This is a genomic window from Acidovorax sp. GW823-FHT05D11 (genome assembly GCF_058795695.1).
Genome location: NZ_CM179502.1, coordinates 3,332,888 through 3,350,141, shown reverse-complemented (window position 1 = coordinate 3,350,141; position 17,254 = coordinate 3,332,888). Strand labels below are relative to the sequence as shown.

Sequence of the window (17,254 nt, the reverse complement as noted above, 5' to 3'; positions counted from 1 at the left end):
CCGCTGCACATCCCTTTTTCACACGTCGCCGGTCCCCACCCAACCTCCCATCCGTTCCACCTGTCCCTCTGGAGATTTTCATGAAGATCGAAAACGCTGTCGTCCTCATCACCGGTGCCAACCGCGGCATCGGCCTGGCATTTGCGCGCGAGCTGCTCGCCCGCGGCGCACGCAAGGTCTACGCCGGTGCGCGCGACCCCGCCACCATCACGCCCCAGCCCGGCGTGCAGGCCCTGCGCCTGGATGTCAACAACCCGGCCGATGTAGCGGCCGCTGTGGCAGCGGCGCCCGACGTGACACTGGTGATCAACAACGCCGGCATCGCCCAGCCCGGGGGCTTTCTGGCCGCCGACAGCGAAGAGGTCGCGCGCCGCCTCTTCGACACCAACTTCTTCTCCGTGCTGCGCGTCAGCAAGGCGTTCGCACCCATCCTCGCGGCCAACGGCGGCGGCGCGCTGCTCAACGTGCTGTCGGTGGCATCGTGGGTCAACGGCGGCGAGCTGGCGGCATATTCGGCCAGCAAGTCCGCCGCCTGGTCGCTGACCAACGCGCTGCGCCACGAACTGGCGGCGCAAAAGACGCAGGTGCTGGGGCTGCACATGGCCTATGTCGATACCGACCTGACGCGCGGCTTCGACGTTCCCAAGTCGAGCCCCGAGCAGATCGTGCAGCGCGCGCTGGACGGTCTGGCGGCGGGTGCGGACGAGGTGCTGGCCGATGAACTCACGCAGCACGTCAAGCTGTCGATGACGGCCACGCGGCCGAGCTACCTGCCGCAGCCCGCCTGAGACACCAGCGACTTCCCCGGCTGAACCGGCCGCTTGCATTCGCCCCGCCAGATCGAGAGGTCTGGCGGGGCGGCTGCGTTTTGCGGCGGCCGTCGTGTGGGGCGGCCCGAACAACGGTGCACTCCCACGGCCCACGCATATGCCGTGGCGGCAGCAACTCATGCCCCACACATCTAAGCCAAAGCTTATGACTAATGACCATTTATTCGTATAAGAGACTTGATTTACATTGCTTCTGGTTGTTTAGTTTTGTGGGTGCGTAGCGGGTGACCCCGCGCGACAGGATCGTTGTCGAAGCCCGCCACCGCCAAGTGCCTGCCCATTCTTTTTCCATCTTCCAGGAGCCTTTCCATGTCCATCCAAGCCATCAACGTCCGCAACCAGTTCAAGGGCAAAGTGCGCGAGATCATTCGCGGCGACGTCGTCTCCGAAGTCGATGTCGAAACCCCCTGGGGCATCGTCACGTCGGTCATCACCACCCGCTCGGTGGACGACCTGGCCCTGGTCGTGGGCTCCGACGTGGTGGCGCTGGTCAAGTCCACCGAAGTGTCCATCGCCAAGCTGTGATCCGGATTTGATGAAAATGGGCCGCCGGCGCTTTCTGGTAAAGCGCTGGCAGCTATTGAAAATATAGCGAACGCCTGTCTGCGCAGGGAGGCCGGCGAGGCGCGTGCACCGGTTCGGTTCAGGCCGGGCGACGAGGTCTGCGCGCGGCGGGCCGATTTCCGCGCGGGTGGCCATGCCGAGCGGGCCGCCCCGCCCATCCATCTCTACAGGGACCCATGAATTTTCAGCAACTGCGCTCCGTGCGCGAAGCCGTGCGCCGGGGCTTCAACCTCACCGAGGTGGCCAACATGCTGCATACCTCGCAACCCGGCGTGAGCCGGCAGATCCGCGAACTGGAAGAAGAACTGGGCGTGGAGATTTTCGTGCGCGCGGGCAAGCGCCTCACGGGCCTGACCCCGCCGGGCGCAGTCCTGCTGCCCACTGTGGAGCGTCTGCTGCTCGAAGCCGACAACCTCAAGCGCGCGGGGCAGGATTTCAGCGACAGCGCGCAGGGCCGCCTGTCGGTGGCGGCCACGCACTCGCAGGCGCGCTACGCGCTGCCGCAGGTGGTGCGCGACTTCCGTGCGCTGTTTCCGCAGGTGTCGCTGCACCTGCACCAGGGCTCGCCGCGCCAGGTGGCCGAGATGCTGCTCAGTGGCGAGGCCGATATCGGCGTCGCCACCGAAGCGCTCGCGGGCTATGACGCGCTGGTCACGCTGCCGTGCTACCGCTGGACGCACAGCATCGTCGTGCCGCCCGGCCACCCGCTGCTGGAGCTGCAGGCGCCGGTCACGCTGGAGCAGCTTGCGCAGCACCCCATCATCACCTACGAGCTGGGCTACACGGGCCGCGCGCACATCGACGAAGCGTTTGCCCGCGAAGGCATCGCGCCCGACATCGTGCTGACGGCCATGGACGCCGACGTGATCAAGACCTATGTGGAGCTGGGCATGGGCGTGGGCATCGTGGCATCGATCGCGGTGGACGCCGAGCGCGACCGCCACCTGCGGCTCATCGACGCGGGCCATCTGTTCGAGGTCAACCTCACGCGGCTGGGCCTGCGCAGGGGCGCCTGGCTGCGCGGCTACGCCTATCACTTCATCGAGAGCTTCGTGCCCACGCTCACGCGCGAGGCGGTGGAGAAGGCCGTGCAGCAAGGCGCGCAAGGGGCGGGCGAGCTTTCGGAGCCGGTGGACCGCTGACGCGGGGCCCGCGGCACCAGCCCACGGGGCGCGGCCGTCAGCGCGGCAGGCAGCCCGCCATGCCCTGGCCGGGCGCGGACACATCGGCCAGCGTGAGGGCCACCGTGGCGTCGTCCTGCCCCGGTGTCTTGGTCAGGCGCGAGCCATTGTTCCACCGCCACTGCCGGCCGTCGAAGCTGTAGATGAGCGTGTGCGTGCGGTTGGACACCAGGTGGGCGGGCGTGAGGGTGATGGCCTGGGCGTCGGCCTCCGACGCGGCGGCGGCCCGGGCCTCGTTGTCCTTGACCACGATCTTGCCCACATAGGGGGTGATGGCGGATTCGGTGCGTGTGAGCTCATGCTGCACCTGGGCGGGGCTGTGGCCGAGCTTGATCCATGGGCCGGCGCCCAGGCGCTGCACGGCGGGCGTGCGTCCGGCCAGGAACCCGGTGCACGATGCGACGATGGCGTCAAACCCCGCCTGGGCCGCGCTGGCCGGGGCTGCCGGGGTGGCGCCCGAGCCCGAAGGCCTGTCGCAGCCCGCCAGGGCGATGGTGAGGAGCAGAACCAGGGGGACGCGCAAGGGGAGGGACATGGGATGTGTGGCGGGCGGGATGCACTGGGGCCATTGTGAGCCGCGCGGAGGCCGCCGGGGCTTGACCGGGATCAAGTCTTTGCATTGCCCGCGTGGGCGGCGTTCAACCCGGCGGGGCGGGGCGCCCCGCACACCCACCAGCCTGGCAGCAGCGCTTGCACGGCGTCCCGGCCATAGCGGTCGTCCATCAGGTGCACCACGCCCTCGTCGGTGGGGGTGCGGATCACGCGCCCGGCCGCCTGCACCACCTTCTGCAGGCCGGGGTAAAGATAGGTGTAGTCGTAACCCGCCCCGAACAGGGTTTGCATGCGCTGGCGGATCTGCTCGTTGACGGGGTTGACCTGGGGCAGGCCCAGCGTGGCCAGGAAGGCGCCGATGAGGCGCCGGCCCGGCAGGTCGATGCCCTCGGCGAAGGCGCCGCCCAGCACCGCGAAGGCGATGCCCTGGCTGGTGTCGGTGAAGCGATCGAGGAACTGCCGCTGCTCCGCTTCCAGCATGCGGCGCGACTGGCACCAGTGGGGTACCTCGGGGTGGCATTGCGCAAACAGCGCCGTCGCCTGCTGCAGGTAGTCGTAGCTGCTGAAGAACGCGAGGTAGTTGCCCGGCCGCGCGTGGAACTGCCGCGCCATCAGCGCCACGATGGGAGGCAGCGACGCGCCCCGGTCCGCGTAGCGGGTGGAGATGTGCCGTGCCACCCGCACCTGCAGTTGCGCGGCCTGGAAAGGGGACTCGACATCGATCCAGCAATGCCCGGCGGGCAGCCCCAGCAAATCGGCGTAGTAGCGCGCGGGCTGCAGCGTGGCCGAGAAGAGCGTGCTGGTGTGTGCTGCTTCCAGCCGGGGCTGCAGGAAGGGCGCGGGCACCACGTTGCGGATGCAGACCAGCGATTCGCCCGGCGTGGGCGCCTTGCCGCCCGGGGCCGCAGCGGGCCGCGTGATGTCCACCAGCGAATGCGCATCCAGCAGCTCGGCCATGCGCACCACGTGCAGGGCATCGAAGTAGAAGGCCTGCAGCGCCGGATCGGGCTGCGCCGGCTGGTCGGCGAAGTGTTCGGTGAGCGTGCTGCCGCACTGCTGCAGCGCGGCCAGCAGCTTGTCGGGGAAAGCCTCCAGCACGGCATAGCCGCCGGTTTGCGCCTTGTCCAGCGCCACCCAGCGGCGGCGCACCTTGTCCAGTGCCTTCTTCACGGGGGCATGGCGCGCGGCGGTGGCGCTGCGGCGGGCCTCGGCCAGCGCGGCGGGGCGCAGCTCGGCGGTGTACATCTTGCGGCCTCGCTCGACGAGGTTGTGCGCCTCGTCCACCAGCAGCGCCGCGCGCCAGCCATTGGCCTGGGCCAGGCCGTGCAGCAGCCCGCCCATGTCGAAGTAGTAGTTGTAGTCGCCCACCACCACGTCGGCCCAGCGCGCCAGCTCCTGGCTCAGGTAGTAGGGGCAGACCTGGTGCTGCAGGGCGGCCTCGCGCACGCGCGCCTGGTGCAGTGCCACCCGCTGATCCGCGCCGCCGTCCGATGGCTGCAGCGCGGCGGCACGTGCGGCGGGCAGGCGGTCGTAGAAGCCCTGGGCCAGCGGGCAGGATTCGCCGTGGCAGGCCTTGTCGGGGTGCTCGCAGGCCTTGTCGCGCGCCACCAGTTCCAGCACGCGCAGCGGCAGGGCGGGGGCGCTGCCACACAGGCGCGAGAGGGTGTCCAGGGCCGTCTGCCGCCCCGAGGTCTTGGCGGCGAGGAAGAACACCTTGTCCAGCCGCTGCGCGGGCACCGCCTTGAGCAGCGGGAACAGGGTGCCCATGGTCTTGCCGATGCCCGTGGGCGCCTGGGCCAGCAGGCAGCGGCCAGCGGAGGCGGCCTTGTAGACGGCTTCCGCCAGGGGGCGCTGGCCGGTGCGAAAGCCGCCGAACGGGAAGGCCAGTGCCGTGAGCGCCGCGTCCCGCGCGGCGCGGTGCGCCACCTGCGCCTCGGCCCAGGCGATGAAGCGCTCGCACTGCGCCTCGAAATGCCGCTGCAGCTCGGAGGCGGCATGGCGTTCGGTGAACACCGTCTCCTGCTGGCTGCCGATGTCGAAGTAGACCAGCGCCAGGTCGATGTGGGCCAGCCCCTCCTGCGCGCACAGCAGCCAGCCGTAGATGCGCGCCTGGGCCCAGTGCAGCGCGCGGTGCGAGGCGGGCTGGCGGTCGAGCCGGCCCTTGAAGGTCTTGACCTCGTCGAGCCGGCCATGCTCGGGGTCGAAGCCATCGGCCCGGCCGCGCACGCGCAGGCCCTTGTAGCTGCCGGCCAGCGCCACCTCGGCGCGGTAGCCCGCGCCCCGCCGCGCGGCGGCCACCGCATGGCCGGCCATGCCTTCCAGCGCCGTGGGGGCGGGCGTGAAGCGCAGGTCCAGGTCGCCCTGCTTGGCGGTGAACTCGCACAGCTCGCGCACCGCCACGGTGTAGGTCATGGCATGTCCGCGGGAGGCAGTTCGCCAGCACCGGGCTCGCCCAGGTGGGCCTGCGCCGTCTCGTCCTCGCCGCGCAGCGGCGTGGCCTTGCACAGGGCCATCCACACCGCGAAGGGCAGGGTGCAGCTCGCATGGCGCGCGGGGCGCAACAGTTCGAAGCGGCCATCGTCCAGCCCGCCATGCAGCACCCAGATACCGAAGTGTTCGGGAATCTCGCCGGCCTCGGCGATGCCGGCCGGGAACACGTAGTAGCACTCCTCGCACAGCCACTGGTAGGCCTGGCGCTTGGCATCGTGGCGCAGGTCCGAGAGCAGGTCGGCGCGGCTGTACTTGATCTCGTGGACCATGGGCTGCAGGTACGCCGGCACGCTGGTATTGCGCACCGAGAACAGGTCCGGCCGCGCCATGCGCCAGACGTTGGCTGCGGTGCGGCTGGCGGGCGTGTCTTCGCTCCACAGCGGGCTGCTGGTGGCCGGGATGGGGGCAGGGGCTTCGGGCACAGCCCCGTCGATCACGGCGCGCAGCGACAGCTCACGCCAGACGATGCGGCCCGAGGCCAGCAGGTGCCCGGCAAACTTCTGGCCCAGGCGGTCGTGCGCGCTCAACGCCCGCGCGCCACGCTGGCGCGCCTGTGCCAGGGTGCGGATACCTTCCTCGGTCAGGCGCAGCGTCTCGCAGCCTTCGGGCGAGGTGTGCAGCACCACCAGCTGCGCGGCCAGCAGGTCGATTTCCAGCGCATCCTTGCACGGCCAGCCCGCCGAACGCCAGATCTGCATCAGGCGCGCGCGGTGAAAGCGGGTGAGGGTGAGCGGTGTCATGGCACAAGGATAAAACACTGATTGTAATTACAGTGTTCTGCCCGGACGCCACCTGCTTTCCGGACGCTCGGTACACCCCGGCCGGCATGCGGCCCGTCACCATTCGGCGAAGCTGCCGTCGCGGTGGCGCCACACGGGGTTGCGCCAGCGGTGGCCTTCGGAAGCGCGTTCGCGCACATACGCCTCGTTGACCTCGATGCCCAGGCCCGGGCCCTGGGGAATGGCCACCATGCCGTCCTCGTACGCGAACACCTCGCCGTTGGACACGTAGTCGAGCAGGTCGTTGCTGGCGTTGTAGTGGATGCCCAGGCTCTGCTCCTGGATGAAGGCGTTGTAGCAGACGCCGTCGAGCTGCAGGTTGGCCGCCAGCGCGATCGGCCCCAGGGGGCAGTGCAGGGCCAGGGCCACGTCGTAGGCCTCGGCCATGGTGGCGATCTTGCGCGTCTCGGTGATGCCACCCGAGTGCGAGGGGTCGGGCTGGATGATGTCCACATAGCCCTCGGACAGCACGCGCTTGAAGTCCCAGCGCGAGTACAGCCGCTCGCCCAGCGCGATGGGGGTGGACGAGAGGTGCGCCAGCTCCTTCAGGGCCTCGTAGTGCTCGCTGAGCACGGGCTCCTCGATGAACATCAGCCTGTAGGGTTCGAGCTCCTTGAACAGCACCTTGGCCATGGGCTTGTGCACGCGGCCATGGAAGTCCACGCCGATGCCCACGTTGGGCCCCACCGCCTCGCGCACGGCGGCCACGTTCTGCAGGCATTTCTCGACCTTGTCGAAGCTGTCCACGTATTGCATTTCCTCGGTGCCGTTCATCTTCACCGCGGTGAAGCCGCGCTCCACGGCGGCCTTGGCCGCCGCGGCGGTCTCGCTGGGCCGGTCGCCGCCGATCCAGCTGTAGACCTTGATGCGGTCGCGCACGCAGCCGCCCAGCAGCTCGGACACGGGCACGCCCAGGGCCTTGCCCTTGATGTCCCACAGCGCCTGGTCGATGCCCGCCAGCGCACTCATGTGGATGCCGCCGCCGCGGTAGAAGCCGCCGCGGTAGAGCACCGTCCAGTGGTCCTCGATGTGGCGCGGGTCCTTGCCGATCAGGTAGTCGCCCAGTTCCTCGACGGCGGCGGCCACGGTGTGGGCCCTGCCTTCGAGCACGGGCTCGCCCCAGCCGACGATGCCTTCGTCGGTCTCGATTTTCAGGAAGCACCAGCGTGGTGGCACCAGGAATGTGGTCAGTCGGGTGATCTTCATGGGGCAGGATGCAAAGCGGAAATGGAAGAGGCGGCGGAGGACGCGCCGCCGTAGGCGCCGCGCCAGGCCTGCATGAAGGCCGCGGCCTGGCGAGCCACGTCGGGCGCAGTGTCCCCCGGACGGTAGAGGGCCGAGCCCAGGCCGAAGCCGCTGGCCCCGGCGGCCGCGTAGGTGGCAATGGCCTCGGGCACGATGCCGCCCACGGGCACCAGCGCCATGGGCGGGGTGATCACGGCGCGCCAGGCCTTGAGCACATGCGGGGGCAGGGCTTCGGCCGGAAAGAGCTTGAGCATGTTGGCGCCCGCCGCCAGCGCGGCATAGGCCTCGGTCAGCGTGGCCACGCCGGGCGCGCACGCCATGCCGGCCGCGCGTGCGGTGCGGATCACTTGGGGGTCGCTGTGGGGCATGACGATGATCTGCCCGCCTGCCGCCGCCACATCGGCACAGGCCTCGGGCGTGAGCACCGTGCCTGCGCCCACCAGGCAGTCGGCGGGCAGCGCGTCGCGCAGCGCGCGGATGCTGGCCAGGGGCTCGGGGGAGTTGAGCGGCACCTCGATGATGCGAAACCCCGCGTCGTACAGCGCATGGCCAATGGCCACCACCTCCTGGGGCTGCACGCCGCGCAGGATGGCGATCAGGCCGCAGTGCTGCATGGTGTTGAAGAGGTTCTTGTCGATGGGGTTCATGCGGCTTGGCTCCTGGGGGATGGTGTTTGCTGTGCGCCAGGGGTAACCAGCCCGGCTGCCAGCGCGATCTGCCACAAGCCAGTGACCGTGGCTTGGGCGGCAATAGTGGGCGGCGCGAAGCCGCAGGCCTGCAGGGCGATGGCGTAGCGGCGGCACAGGTCGGCCTCGCCGCACAGCACCAGCGGGAGGGGGGCGGGGCCGGTGGGCGGGTGCAGGCGCGCCAGGCTGGCGATCTCGTGGCCGATGAGGATGCCCGAGAGGTAGTCCGCCTGTGCCGTGGCGGGCAGTGCGCCGGTCAGGCCCAGCGTGCGCGTGCTGAAGATGTGCGACAGCAGGCCCGGGGCGGCATCGCTGCCGCGCGCCACCTGCAGGCCTTGCGCGAATGCGGCGTCGTCGGGATCGGCCGGGGCCTGCATCGTCCGGCCCAGGATGGTGTGGCCGCGCAGTGCGGCAAACACTTCGCCCGTCATGAAGGTGTGGAACCGATCGATGCTGCGCCGGGTGCCGTCTCCTTGCGCCACCACCCACTTGCTGTGCGTGCCCGGCAGGCCCACGAGCAGCGGGCCTTGGCCCGCCAGGGCGGCATCGGCCAGCACGCCCAGCACCTGCGTCTCTTCGCCGCGCATCACATTGGGCAGGCCGGAGCGCTGCAGCAGCCCGGGCACGATGCGCAAGGGTGCGGCGTTGCCACGCTGCACCACGGCCAGCCCGCGCGCCAGGTCGTCCAGCGAGGTGGGGGTGTCGATGTAGCGGGCTTCGCGCCAGCCCTGTGCGCTGCCCACCATGCCGCAGGCCAGCACGGTTACCGACGGCAGGGCGGCCAGCCAGCCGCCGCAGGCGTCCTGCAATGCGCGCTCGAAGGCCATGCCGGGCTCCGCGTCGGCCTGCCCAGCGGGTGCCGGGGGCAGGTTCATGATGCCCCAGGGGCGGCTGCGTTGCTCCAGCACCTGCCCGTGGGCGCCCAGGCGAAAAGCGCGCAGCGAGCTGGTGCCCCAGTCCAGGGCCACCAGGCGGGTGTCCGAGAGGTTGGCGGTGTCGGCCATGGCGCGCTTACCGGTCCCAGCGCAGCACCAGCGGGTCCAGCCGGCGTGCGATGTCGATGAGGCCCCGGCGCACTTCAGGGTGCATGGCCGGGAAGGGGTGGCGGCCCGCCTCGCAGGCGATCACGCCGCCTTCCTTCATCAGCGCCTTGGCGGTCAGGATGCCGCCCTGGCGGTTTTCGTGGTTGATGAGGGGCAGCCAGCGCTGGTAGAGCGCGAAGGCCTGGTCCATGTCGCCCTGGCGGTGGGCCTCGATGATGGGGCGGATGCCGTCGGGGAAGGCGCCGCCCGTCATTGCGCCGGTGGCACCGGCATCCAGGTCGGCCAGCAGGGTGATGGCCTCTTCGCCGTCCCAGGGGCCTTCGATGGCCGCGCCGCCCAGGCGGATCAGCTCGCGCAGCTTGCTGGCGGCGCCGGGCACTTCGATCTTGAAGTAGGCCAGATGCTCGATCTCCTGCGCCATGCGCGCGAGGAACGGGGCCGACAGCACGGTGCCGCTCGCGGGCGCGTCCTGCACCATGATCGGGATGCGGATCGCATCGGACACGCGGGCATAGAACTCGTGGATCTGCGCCTCGGGCACGCGGAAGGTGGCGCCGTGGTAGGGCGGCATGATCATCACCATGGCGGCGCCCATGTCCTGCGCGGCGCGGCTGCGCTCGGCGCACACGCGGGTGCCGTAGTGGGTGGTGGTGACGATGACCGGCACGCGGCCTGCCACATGCTCCAGCGAGACGCGGGTCAGAGTCTCGCGCTCGGCGTCGGACAGCGAGAACTGCTCGGAGAAGTTGGCCAGGATGCAGACGCCGTCCACGCCGGCGTCGATCATGAAGTCGAGGCAGCGTTTTTGGCTCTCGATGTCCAGGGTGCCGTCTTCATGGAACGTGGTGGGCACCACAGGGAAGATCCCGCGGTAGCGTGGGCTCTGGAGGGAAGGCGTGGCTGGCATGGCGGAGGATAGGTGAAAATTTGAATGAAATGCGGCTCTAGCGCTTGTCTGGAAAGCGCTAAAAGCTATGAAATATGTAGCACGTCCTGTAGCGGATGGGCCACCGGTATCAGTGAGAGTGGCGAGGGACGGCGGCGCCACGGCAGCCGACGAGGAAGTCGAAGTCGCAGCCATCGTCCGCCTGCAGTACATGGTCCACATACAGGCGCTGGTAGCCACCGCGCCCGCCCATGTCGGTGCTGGCCAATGCGGCCAGGCGCGCAGCCAGTTCCTCGTCGCTGATATCGAGGTGCAGGCGGCCCTGCTCGCAGTCGAGCTCGATGTAGTCGCCGTCGCGCACGGCGGCCAGCGGGCCGCCCGCGGCGGCCTCGGGCGCCACATGCAGCACCACGGTGCCGTACGCCGTGCCGCTCATGCGCGCGTCGGAGATGCGCACCATGTCCTTCACGCCCTGGCGCAGCAGCTTGGGCGGCAGGCCCATGTTGCCCACCTCGGCCATGCCGGGGTAGCCCTTGGGGCCGCAGTTCTTCATCACCATCACGCAGCTGGCGTCGATGTCCAGGTCCTCATCGACGATGCGCTCCTTGTAATGCTCCAGGTTCTCGAACACCACGGCGCGGCCCCGGTGCTTGAGCAGCTCGGGCGATGCGGCCGAGGGCTTCAGCACTGCTCCACGCGGAGACAGGTTGCCGCGCAGGATGCAGATGCCGCCGTCGGCGATCAGCGGGTTGTCGATGGTGCGGATCACCTCGTCGTTGTACTGGGGCGCCTCGCGCACGTTGTCCCACAGCGTCTTGCCGTTGACGGTCAGTGCATCGGGGTGGGGCAGCAGGTTGTTTTCGCCCAGGCGGCGCAGCACGGCGGGCAGGCCGCCGGCGTAGTAGAACTCTTCCATCAGGAAGCGGCCCGAGGGCTGCAGGTCCACCAGCGTGGGCGTGCCGCGGCCGATGCGCGTCCAGTCCTCCAGGTCCAGCTGCACGCCGATGCGGCCCGCGATGGCCTTGAGGTGGATCACCGCGTTGGTCGAGCCGCCGATGGCGGCATTGGTGCGGATGGCGTTCTCGAAGGCCTCGCGCGTGAGGATCTTGGAGAGCGTGAGCCCTTCGTGCGCCATCTCCACGATGCGCCGGCCCGACATGTGGGCCAGCACATAGCGGCGCGAGTCCACGGCCGGGATGGCCGCGTTGTGCGGCAGCGAGGTGCCCAGCGACTCGGCCATGCAGGCCATGGTGCTGGCCGTGCCCATGGTGTTGCAGGTGCCGGCCGAGCGCGACATGCCGGCTTCGGCCGCGAAGAACTGGTGCTCGTTGATCTCGCCCGCCTTCAGCGACTCATGCAGCCGCCACACGGCCGTTCCCGAGCCGATGTCCTTGCCGTCGAGCTTGCCGTTGAGCATGGGCCCGCCCGTGACCACGATGGCCGGCACGTCGCAACTGGCCGCGCCCATCAGCAGCGCGGGCGTGGTCTTGTCGCAGCCCACCAGCAGCACCACCGCGTCGATGGGGTTGCCGCGAATGGCTTCTTCCACGTCCATGCTGGCCAGGTTGCGCGTGAGCATGGCCGTGGGGCGCAGGTTGGATTCGCCGTTGGAGAACACCGGGAACTCGACCGGAAAGCCGCCCGCCTCGTAGATGCCGCGCTTGACGTGCTCGGCGATCTTGCGAAAGTGCGCGTTGCAGGGCGTGAGCTCGGACCAGGTGTTGCAGATGCCGATGATCGGGCGGCCGTCGAACTCATGGTCCGGAATGCCCTGGTTCTTCATCCAGCTGCGGTACATGAAGCCGTTCTTGTCGGCGGTGCCGAACCATTCGGCGGAGCGAAGCTTGCGCGGGGAGGAGGTCATGCTGTTGTGGTTCTGGGAGAGGTGATTCGTGGAATTCAGGAAGGCTTGCGGCTGCGGTGCGTGAGCAGGCGCTGCAGCAGGCAGAAGACGAAGAGCAGCACGCCGACGACGATGCGCGTCCACCACGAGCTGAGCGTGCCGTCGAAGGAAATCAGTGTCTGGATGATTCCGAGCATCAGCACGCCGAACAGCGTGCCGGCCACATAGCCCACGCCGCCCGTGAGCAGGGTGCCGCCGATGACCACGGCGGCGATGGCGTCGAGTTCCATGCCCGTGGCATGCAGGCCGTAGCCCGAGAGCATGTAGAAGGTGAACACCACGCCGGCCAGTGCCGAGCAGAAGCCCGAGAGCGTGTACACGCCGATCACCGTGGCGCGCACCGGCAGGCCCATGAGCACGGCCGAATGCTCGTTGCCGCCCACGGCATACACGTTGCGGCCGAACGGCGTGCAGTGCGCGACGAAGATGGCGGCCAGCAGCACCGCCATGGCGATCAGTGCGCCCAGCGAGAGCGACGCGCCGTCCCACAGTTCCAGGCGCCACTGCGCCATCTCGGAATACGCCTCGTCGGCCATGCTGATCGAGTCGATGCTGATCAGGTAGCACAGGCCGCGCGCAAGGAACATGCCGGCCAGCGTCACGATGAAGGGCTGCAACCGAAAGCGCTCGATCAGAAAGCCCATGAAGGCCCCGAACACCGTGCCCATGAGCAGCACCAGCGGGATGGCGGTGAGCGGGCTCCAGTGGTGGTGCTCCACCAGGCTGGCCAGCACCATGGTGGTCAGCGCCACCACCGAACCCACCGACAGGTCGATGCCGCCCGAGAGGATCACGAAGGTCATGCCCACCGCGACGATGATCAGAAAGGCGTTGTCGATCAGCAGGTTGAGGAACACCTGGGCCGAGAAGAAGCCGGTGTAGAGCACCGAGCCCGCCGTGGCCATGGCCAGGAACAGCGCGATGGTGGCCGCCAGCGGCAGGTACTTGGGGTTCAGGCGCATGCGGGCAGGGATGGTTGGGCGTGCTGGCGCGGTGGCGGGCGTGGCGCTGGGTGCCACATCCAGGGCGGGGTTGTGTCCGCCGCTCATGACAACGCTCCCCCGGCCGCGGGCCGGCGCACCAGGGCGCCGACCTGGGCGCGGAAGTCGGGCGACTGCAGCAGCATCACGATGAACACCACCACGGCCTTGACCACCAGGTTGATTTCGGGCGGCACGCCCAGCGAATAGATGGCATAGGTCAGCGTCTGGATGATGAGCGCGCCGATCACGCTGCCCACCAGGCTGAAGCGCCCGCCGGTCAGTGCCGTGCCGCCCAGCGTGACGGCCAGGATGGCGTCGAGCTCCAGCATCTGGCCGGCATTGTTGGCGTCCGCGCTCTTCACGTTGGAGCTGATCAGCAGGCCTGCGATGCCCGCGCACACGCCGCAGAAGGCGTAGGCCGCGACGACCAGGCGGCGCGACTGCACGCCGGCCACGCGCGCCGCCGTCGGGTTGATGCCCACGGCCTGGATGAACAGGCCCAGCGCCGTGCGCGTGACCGCCAGGTACAGGCCGGCAAACACGGCGGCCAGCACGAACAGCGAAAACGGCAGGCCCAGCAGGTAGCCCCCGCCCAGGAAGAAGAAGGGCGCGTAGTAGATGGTGATGATCTGCCCGTCGGTGATCAGCTGGGCGATGCCCCGGCCCGCCACCATGAGGATCAGCGTGGCGATGATGGGCTGCATGCCCACCTTGGCCACCAGCAGGCCGTTCCACAGCCCGCACAGCAGTGCCGCGCCGATGGCGCCGGCCATTGCCAGCGGCAGGGGAAAGCGGCTTTCGGTGCCCGAGACCGAGCCGCCGATCATCCAGGCACCCACGGCGGCGGCAATGGCCACCACCGCACCCACCGAGATGTCGATGCCGCGCGTGGCGATCACCATGGTCATGCCCAGCGACACCAGCGCCAGCGGTGCCGCGCGGTTGAGGATGTCGACCAGGCTGCCGTAGAAGTGGCCGTCGCGCCACTCGATGTGCAGGAAGCTGGCGTTGAACGCCGTGTTCACGGCCAGCAGCAGGGCCAGCGTGACCAGCGGCCAGGTGAGCCGGTGGCGCAGCGCGGCGGCAAACAGGGAAGGGGTGGGTGCGTCAGGCATTTTCGGCGGCAATCAGTTCGTACACGGCTTCTTCGCTGCTGCCGGCAGGCAGCTCGCCGACCTTGCGGCGGTCGCGCAGCACCACGATGCGGTGCGCCACGCGCACCACCTCGCTCATTTCGGAGGAGATGAAGACCACGGCCATTCCGGCCTCGGCCAGGCGCAGGATCTGTTCCATGATTTCCTGCTTGGCGGCCACGTCGATGCCGCGCGTGGGCTCGTCCAGGATCAACAGGCGCGGCTCGATGGCCATCCAGCGCGCCAGGATCGCCTTTTGCTGGTTGCCACCCGAAAGCAGCGCGATGGGCGTGTCCACGCTGCTGGTCTTGATGCCCAGCAGCTTGACGTAACGCTCGGCGATCGCCGTCTGTTCGGCGCGCGACAGAAAGCGGCCCATGCCCATGCGCGCCTGCAGTGCCAGGGCGATGTTCTCGCGCACCGAGAGCTCGGCCACGATGCCATCGGTCTTGCGCTCCTCGGGGCACAGGGCCAGGCCCTCGCGGATCGCGTCCATGGGGTTGGCGAAGGCCACTGCCTTGCCGTCGATGCGCAGCACGCCGCGGTCGGGCACCTGCAGGCCGAACAGCAGGCGCGCCAGTTCGGTGCGGCCCGAGCCGAGCAGGCCCGCCAGTCCCACCACCTCGCCGGCCCGTACCTTGAGGTCCAGCGGCTGCAACTGGCCGCTCTGGCCCAGGCCCTCGGCCTGCAGCAGGACAGTGCTTGCGCCATCGAACTGCGGCGAAACAGGCGGTTCGGTGGACTGCGCGGCCAGCTCGCGCCCCAGCATGGCGTTGATCAGCGCCTGCGCCGGCAGGTCGGCCGCCGCCCATTCGCCCACCCAGGCGCCGTTGCGCAGCACCGTGACGCGGTCCGATACGGCGTACACCTGGTTCAGGAAGTGCGTCACGAAGACGATGGCCAGGCCCTCGCCGCGCAGGCGGCGCAGCACCTCGAAGAGCTTTTGTACCTCGTCGTCGTCCAGGCTGGAGGTGGGCTCGTCCAGGATCAGCACCTTGGCCTCGATGCTCAGTGCCCGGGCGATGGCCACCAGCTGCTGCACGGCCACCGGGTAGTCCGAGAGCAGGCGCGTGACGTCGATGGACAGGCCGATGCGCGCCACCAGTTCGCGCGCACGCTGGTGCAGCGTGGCCCAGTCGATGCGAAAGCCCTGGGCGATGCCGCAGCGCGGGTAGCGCCCGGCGAAGATGTTCTCGGCCACCGACAGGTTGGGGCAGAGGTTGACCTCCTGGTACACGGTGCTGATGCCCAGGCGTTGGGCGGCCAGCGGCGAATCGGGCCACACGGCCTGACCGGCCAGGCGCATCTGGCCGCCGCTGGCTTCGAGCACGCCGGTGAGCACCTTGATCAGCGTGGACTTGCCCGCGCCGTTCTGGCCCATGAGGGCATGAATCTCGCCCGGGTACAGGTTCAGCTGCACGTCGCGCAGCACGGGAATGCCCGCGAATTGCTTGTGGATGCCCGCGAGCTGCAGCAAGGGAGTTTGGGATGGGCTGCTCATGGTGCTCCAAACAGCCGTTGCTGTCCGCACAGTCCGCAAAGCAGGCGCGGCGCAGGCCAGAGCCCCCGCGCAAGGGCCGCACCGCCGCGCTGGGGGCGTCCCCCTCCCAGATTGCGAAGCAAACTGAGAGAGGGGCTGAGGGCCGCGGCTCCAAGCCTGCCTGCGCAGGCTTGGACGTGCCCGAAGAGCGGCCGACTCTGGCGGACGCACGGAGGCGCGAAGCGACTCAGGGGGTGCTTCATTTCAGGCCTTGTTTTTGTTGTACACGTCGACCAAAACCGCCGCCAGCAGCACCACGCCCTTGATGACCTGCTGGTAGTCGATGCCGATCCCGAGGATGGACATGCCGTTGTTCATCACACCCATCACGAAGGCGCCGATGACCGCGCCCATGACCTTGCCCACGCCGCCCGAGGCCGATGCGCCACCGATGAAACACGCCGCAATCACGTCCAGCTCAAAACCCAGGCCCGCCTTGGGCGTGGCGGTGTTGAGCCGCGCTGCAAACACCAGTCCGGCCAGGGCCGCGAGCACGCCCATGTTGATGAAGGCATACAGCGTGAGCCGCTCGGTCTTGATGCCCGAAAGCCTGGCGGCCTTTTCGTTGCCCCCCATGGCGTAGATGCGGCGGCCAATGGTGGTGCGGCTGGTGACGAAGTCGAACAGCACGATCAGCAGCGCCATCACGATGAGCACGTTGGGCAGCCCCTTGTATGACGCCATGAGGTAGCTGAAGTACACCAGCAGGGCGCCAAACACCACCGTGCGCGCGATGAACAGGCCGGCGGGTTCGGCGCGCACACCGTGCCGCAGGCGGTTGGCGCGTTCGCGCAGGCCGCCCACGGCCAGGGCGGCGGCCACGGCGGCGCCCAGCAGCAGCGAGGTCAGGCGCAGCCCCTCCACGTTGAACAGGTCGGGAATGAAGCCCGAGCTGAGCATCTGGAACGCCGAGGGGAATGGCCCCACCGACTGGCCCGCCAGCAGCGCCAGCGCCAGGCCCTTGAACACCAGCATCCCCGCCAGCGTGACGATGAAGGACGGAATGCGCGAGAAAGCCACGAACCCGCCCTGCACCGCACCGATGAGCCCGCCGCAGAGCAGGCACACCAGCGTGGCGGGTACGAAATGCCAGTTGTATTCGACCATCAGCACCGCTGCCAGCGCGCCGATGAAGCCACACACCGAGCCCACCGACAGGTCGATGTGCCCGGCCACGATGACCAGCAGCATGCCCAGCGCCATGATGACGATGTAGCTGTTCTGCAGCACCAGGTTGGTGAGGTTGAGCGGCTGCATCAGCGTGCCGTCCGTCATGTACTGGAAGAAGCCCATGATGGCCACCAGCGTGATCAGCATGCCGTACTCACGGAAGTTGTGCTTGATGTGCTCCAGCAGCGGCTTGTCGTGGTGGGCCGGTGCCTCGGCGGGTGCGCTGGCGAGCGTGGCGGTGGGGGAGGGGGTCATCTGGCTCATTTCAG

At 69.0% G+C, this 17,254-nt stretch carries 15 protein-coding genes; 3 read left to right on the top strand and 12 right to left on the bottom strand.

Annotation, left to right across the window (positions count from 1 at the left end):
• Positions 1 to 80: 80 nt before the first annotated feature.
• From AC3RCE_RS15560 to AC3RCE_RS15550, 3 genes are all read left to right on the top strand, one after another.
• Entirely contained in the window at positions 81 to 788 is a 708-nt protein-coding gene (locus AC3RCE_RS15560) for an SDR family oxidoreductase (protein ID WP_218294619.1), read from the top strand.
• 351 nt (positions 789 to 1,139) lie between these two features.
• Complete coding sequence (locus tag AC3RCE_RS15555) at positions 1,140 to 1,355, top strand: TOBE domain-containing protein (RefSeq protein WP_056168199.1); 216 nt, start codon at positions 1,140 to 1,142, stop codon at positions 1,353 to 1,355.
• A 215-nt stretch (positions 1,356 to 1,570) separates the two neighbouring features.
• Complete coding sequence (locus tag AC3RCE_RS15550; protein WP_218294620.1) at positions 1,571 to 2,536, top strand: CysB family HTH-type transcriptional regulator; 966 nt, start codon at positions 1,571 to 1,573, stop codon at positions 2,534 to 2,536.
• A 37-nt stretch (positions 2,537 to 2,573) separates the two neighbouring features.
• Here AC3RCE_RS15550 and AC3RCE_RS15545 read toward each other — a convergent pair whose 3' ends face one another.
• From AC3RCE_RS15545 to mmsB, 12 genes are all read right to left on the bottom strand, one after another.
• Positions 2,574 to 3,110 (bottom strand): hypothetical protein, encoded by a 537-nt coding sequence (locus tag AC3RCE_RS15545; protein WP_218294621.1) that lies wholly within the window; start codon positions 3,108 to 3,110, stop codon positions 2,574 to 2,576.
• A 71-nt stretch (positions 3,111 to 3,181) separates the two neighbouring features.
• Positions 3,182 to 5,539: an ATP-dependent DNA helicase gene (locus tag AC3RCE_RS15540; protein ID WP_492253419.1), complete on the bottom strand. Its 2,358-nt coding sequence runs from the start codon at positions 5,537 to 5,539 to the stop codon at positions 3,182 to 3,184.
• Positions 5,536 to 6,357: a hypothetical protein gene (locus AC3RCE_RS15535; protein WP_492253418.1), complete on the bottom strand. Its 822-nt coding sequence runs from the start codon at positions 6,355 to 6,357 to the stop codon at positions 5,536 to 5,538. The genes AC3RCE_RS15540 and AC3RCE_RS15535 overlap by 4 nt, the downstream gene beginning before the upstream one ends.
• Before the next feature lie 96 nt (positions 6,358 to 6,453).
• Positions 6,454 to 7,602, bottom strand: a complete 1,149-nt coding sequence (gene dgoD, locus AC3RCE_RS15530) for a galactonate dehydratase (RefSeq protein ID WP_369642711.1) — start codon at positions 7,600 to 7,602, stop codon at positions 6,454 to 6,456.
• A complete protein-coding gene (locus tag AC3RCE_RS15525; protein ID WP_492253417.1) occupies positions 7,599 to 8,288 on the bottom strand; it encodes a 2-dehydro-3-deoxy-6-phosphogalactonate aldolase in 690 nt (229 codons plus the stop codon). Before AC3RCE_RS15525 ends, dgoD begins: the two co-directional genes overlap by 4 nt.
• Positions 8,285 to 9,331 carry a 2-dehydro-3-deoxygalactonokinase gene (locus AC3RCE_RS15520; RefSeq protein ID WP_492253416.1) on the bottom strand — a complete coding sequence of 349 codons (1,047 nt, stop codon included), beginning with the start codon at positions 9,329 to 9,331 and terminating at the stop codon, positions 8,285 to 8,287. The genes AC3RCE_RS15525 and AC3RCE_RS15520 overlap by 4 nt, the downstream gene beginning before the upstream one ends.
• Positions 9,332 to 9,338: 7 nt before the next feature.
• Complete coding sequence (locus tag AC3RCE_RS15515) at positions 9,339 to 10,277, bottom strand: dihydrodipicolinate synthase family protein (RefSeq protein WP_492253415.1); 939 nt, start codon at positions 10,275 to 10,277, stop codon at positions 9,339 to 9,341.
• 109 nt (positions 10,278 to 10,386) lie between these two features.
• Complete coding sequence (locus AC3RCE_RS15510; protein WP_492253414.1) at positions 10,387 to 12,120, bottom strand: IlvD/Edd family dehydratase; 1,734 nt, start codon at positions 12,118 to 12,120, stop codon at positions 10,387 to 10,389.
• A gap of 35 nt (positions 12,121 to 12,155) precedes the next feature.
• Positions 12,156 to 13,208: a galactofuranose ABC transporter, permease protein YjfF gene (yjfF, locus tag AC3RCE_RS15505; protein WP_492253413.1), complete on the bottom strand. Its 1,053-nt coding sequence runs from the start codon at positions 13,206 to 13,208 to the stop codon at positions 12,156 to 12,158.
• A complete protein-coding gene (locus tag AC3RCE_RS15500) occupies positions 13,205 to 14,257 on the bottom strand; it encodes an ABC transporter permease (RefSeq protein WP_492253412.1) in 1,053 nt (350 codons plus the stop codon). The genes yjfF and AC3RCE_RS15500 overlap by 4 nt, the downstream gene beginning before the upstream one ends.
• Positions 14,250 to 15,776 carry a sugar ABC transporter ATP-binding protein gene (locus tag AC3RCE_RS15495; protein WP_492253411.1) on the bottom strand — a complete coding sequence of 509 codons (1,527 nt, stop codon included), beginning with the start codon at positions 15,774 to 15,776 and terminating at the stop codon, positions 14,250 to 14,252. Before AC3RCE_RS15495 ends, AC3RCE_RS15500 begins: the two co-directional genes overlap by 8 nt.
• Before the next feature lie 243 nt (positions 15,777 to 16,019).
• A complete protein-coding gene (mmsB, locus tag AC3RCE_RS15490) occupies positions 16,020 to 17,249 on the bottom strand; it encodes a multiple monosaccharide ABC transporter permease (RefSeq protein ID WP_492244901.1) in 1,230 nt (409 codons plus the stop codon).
• Positions 17,250 to 17,254 lie beyond the last annotated feature (5 nt).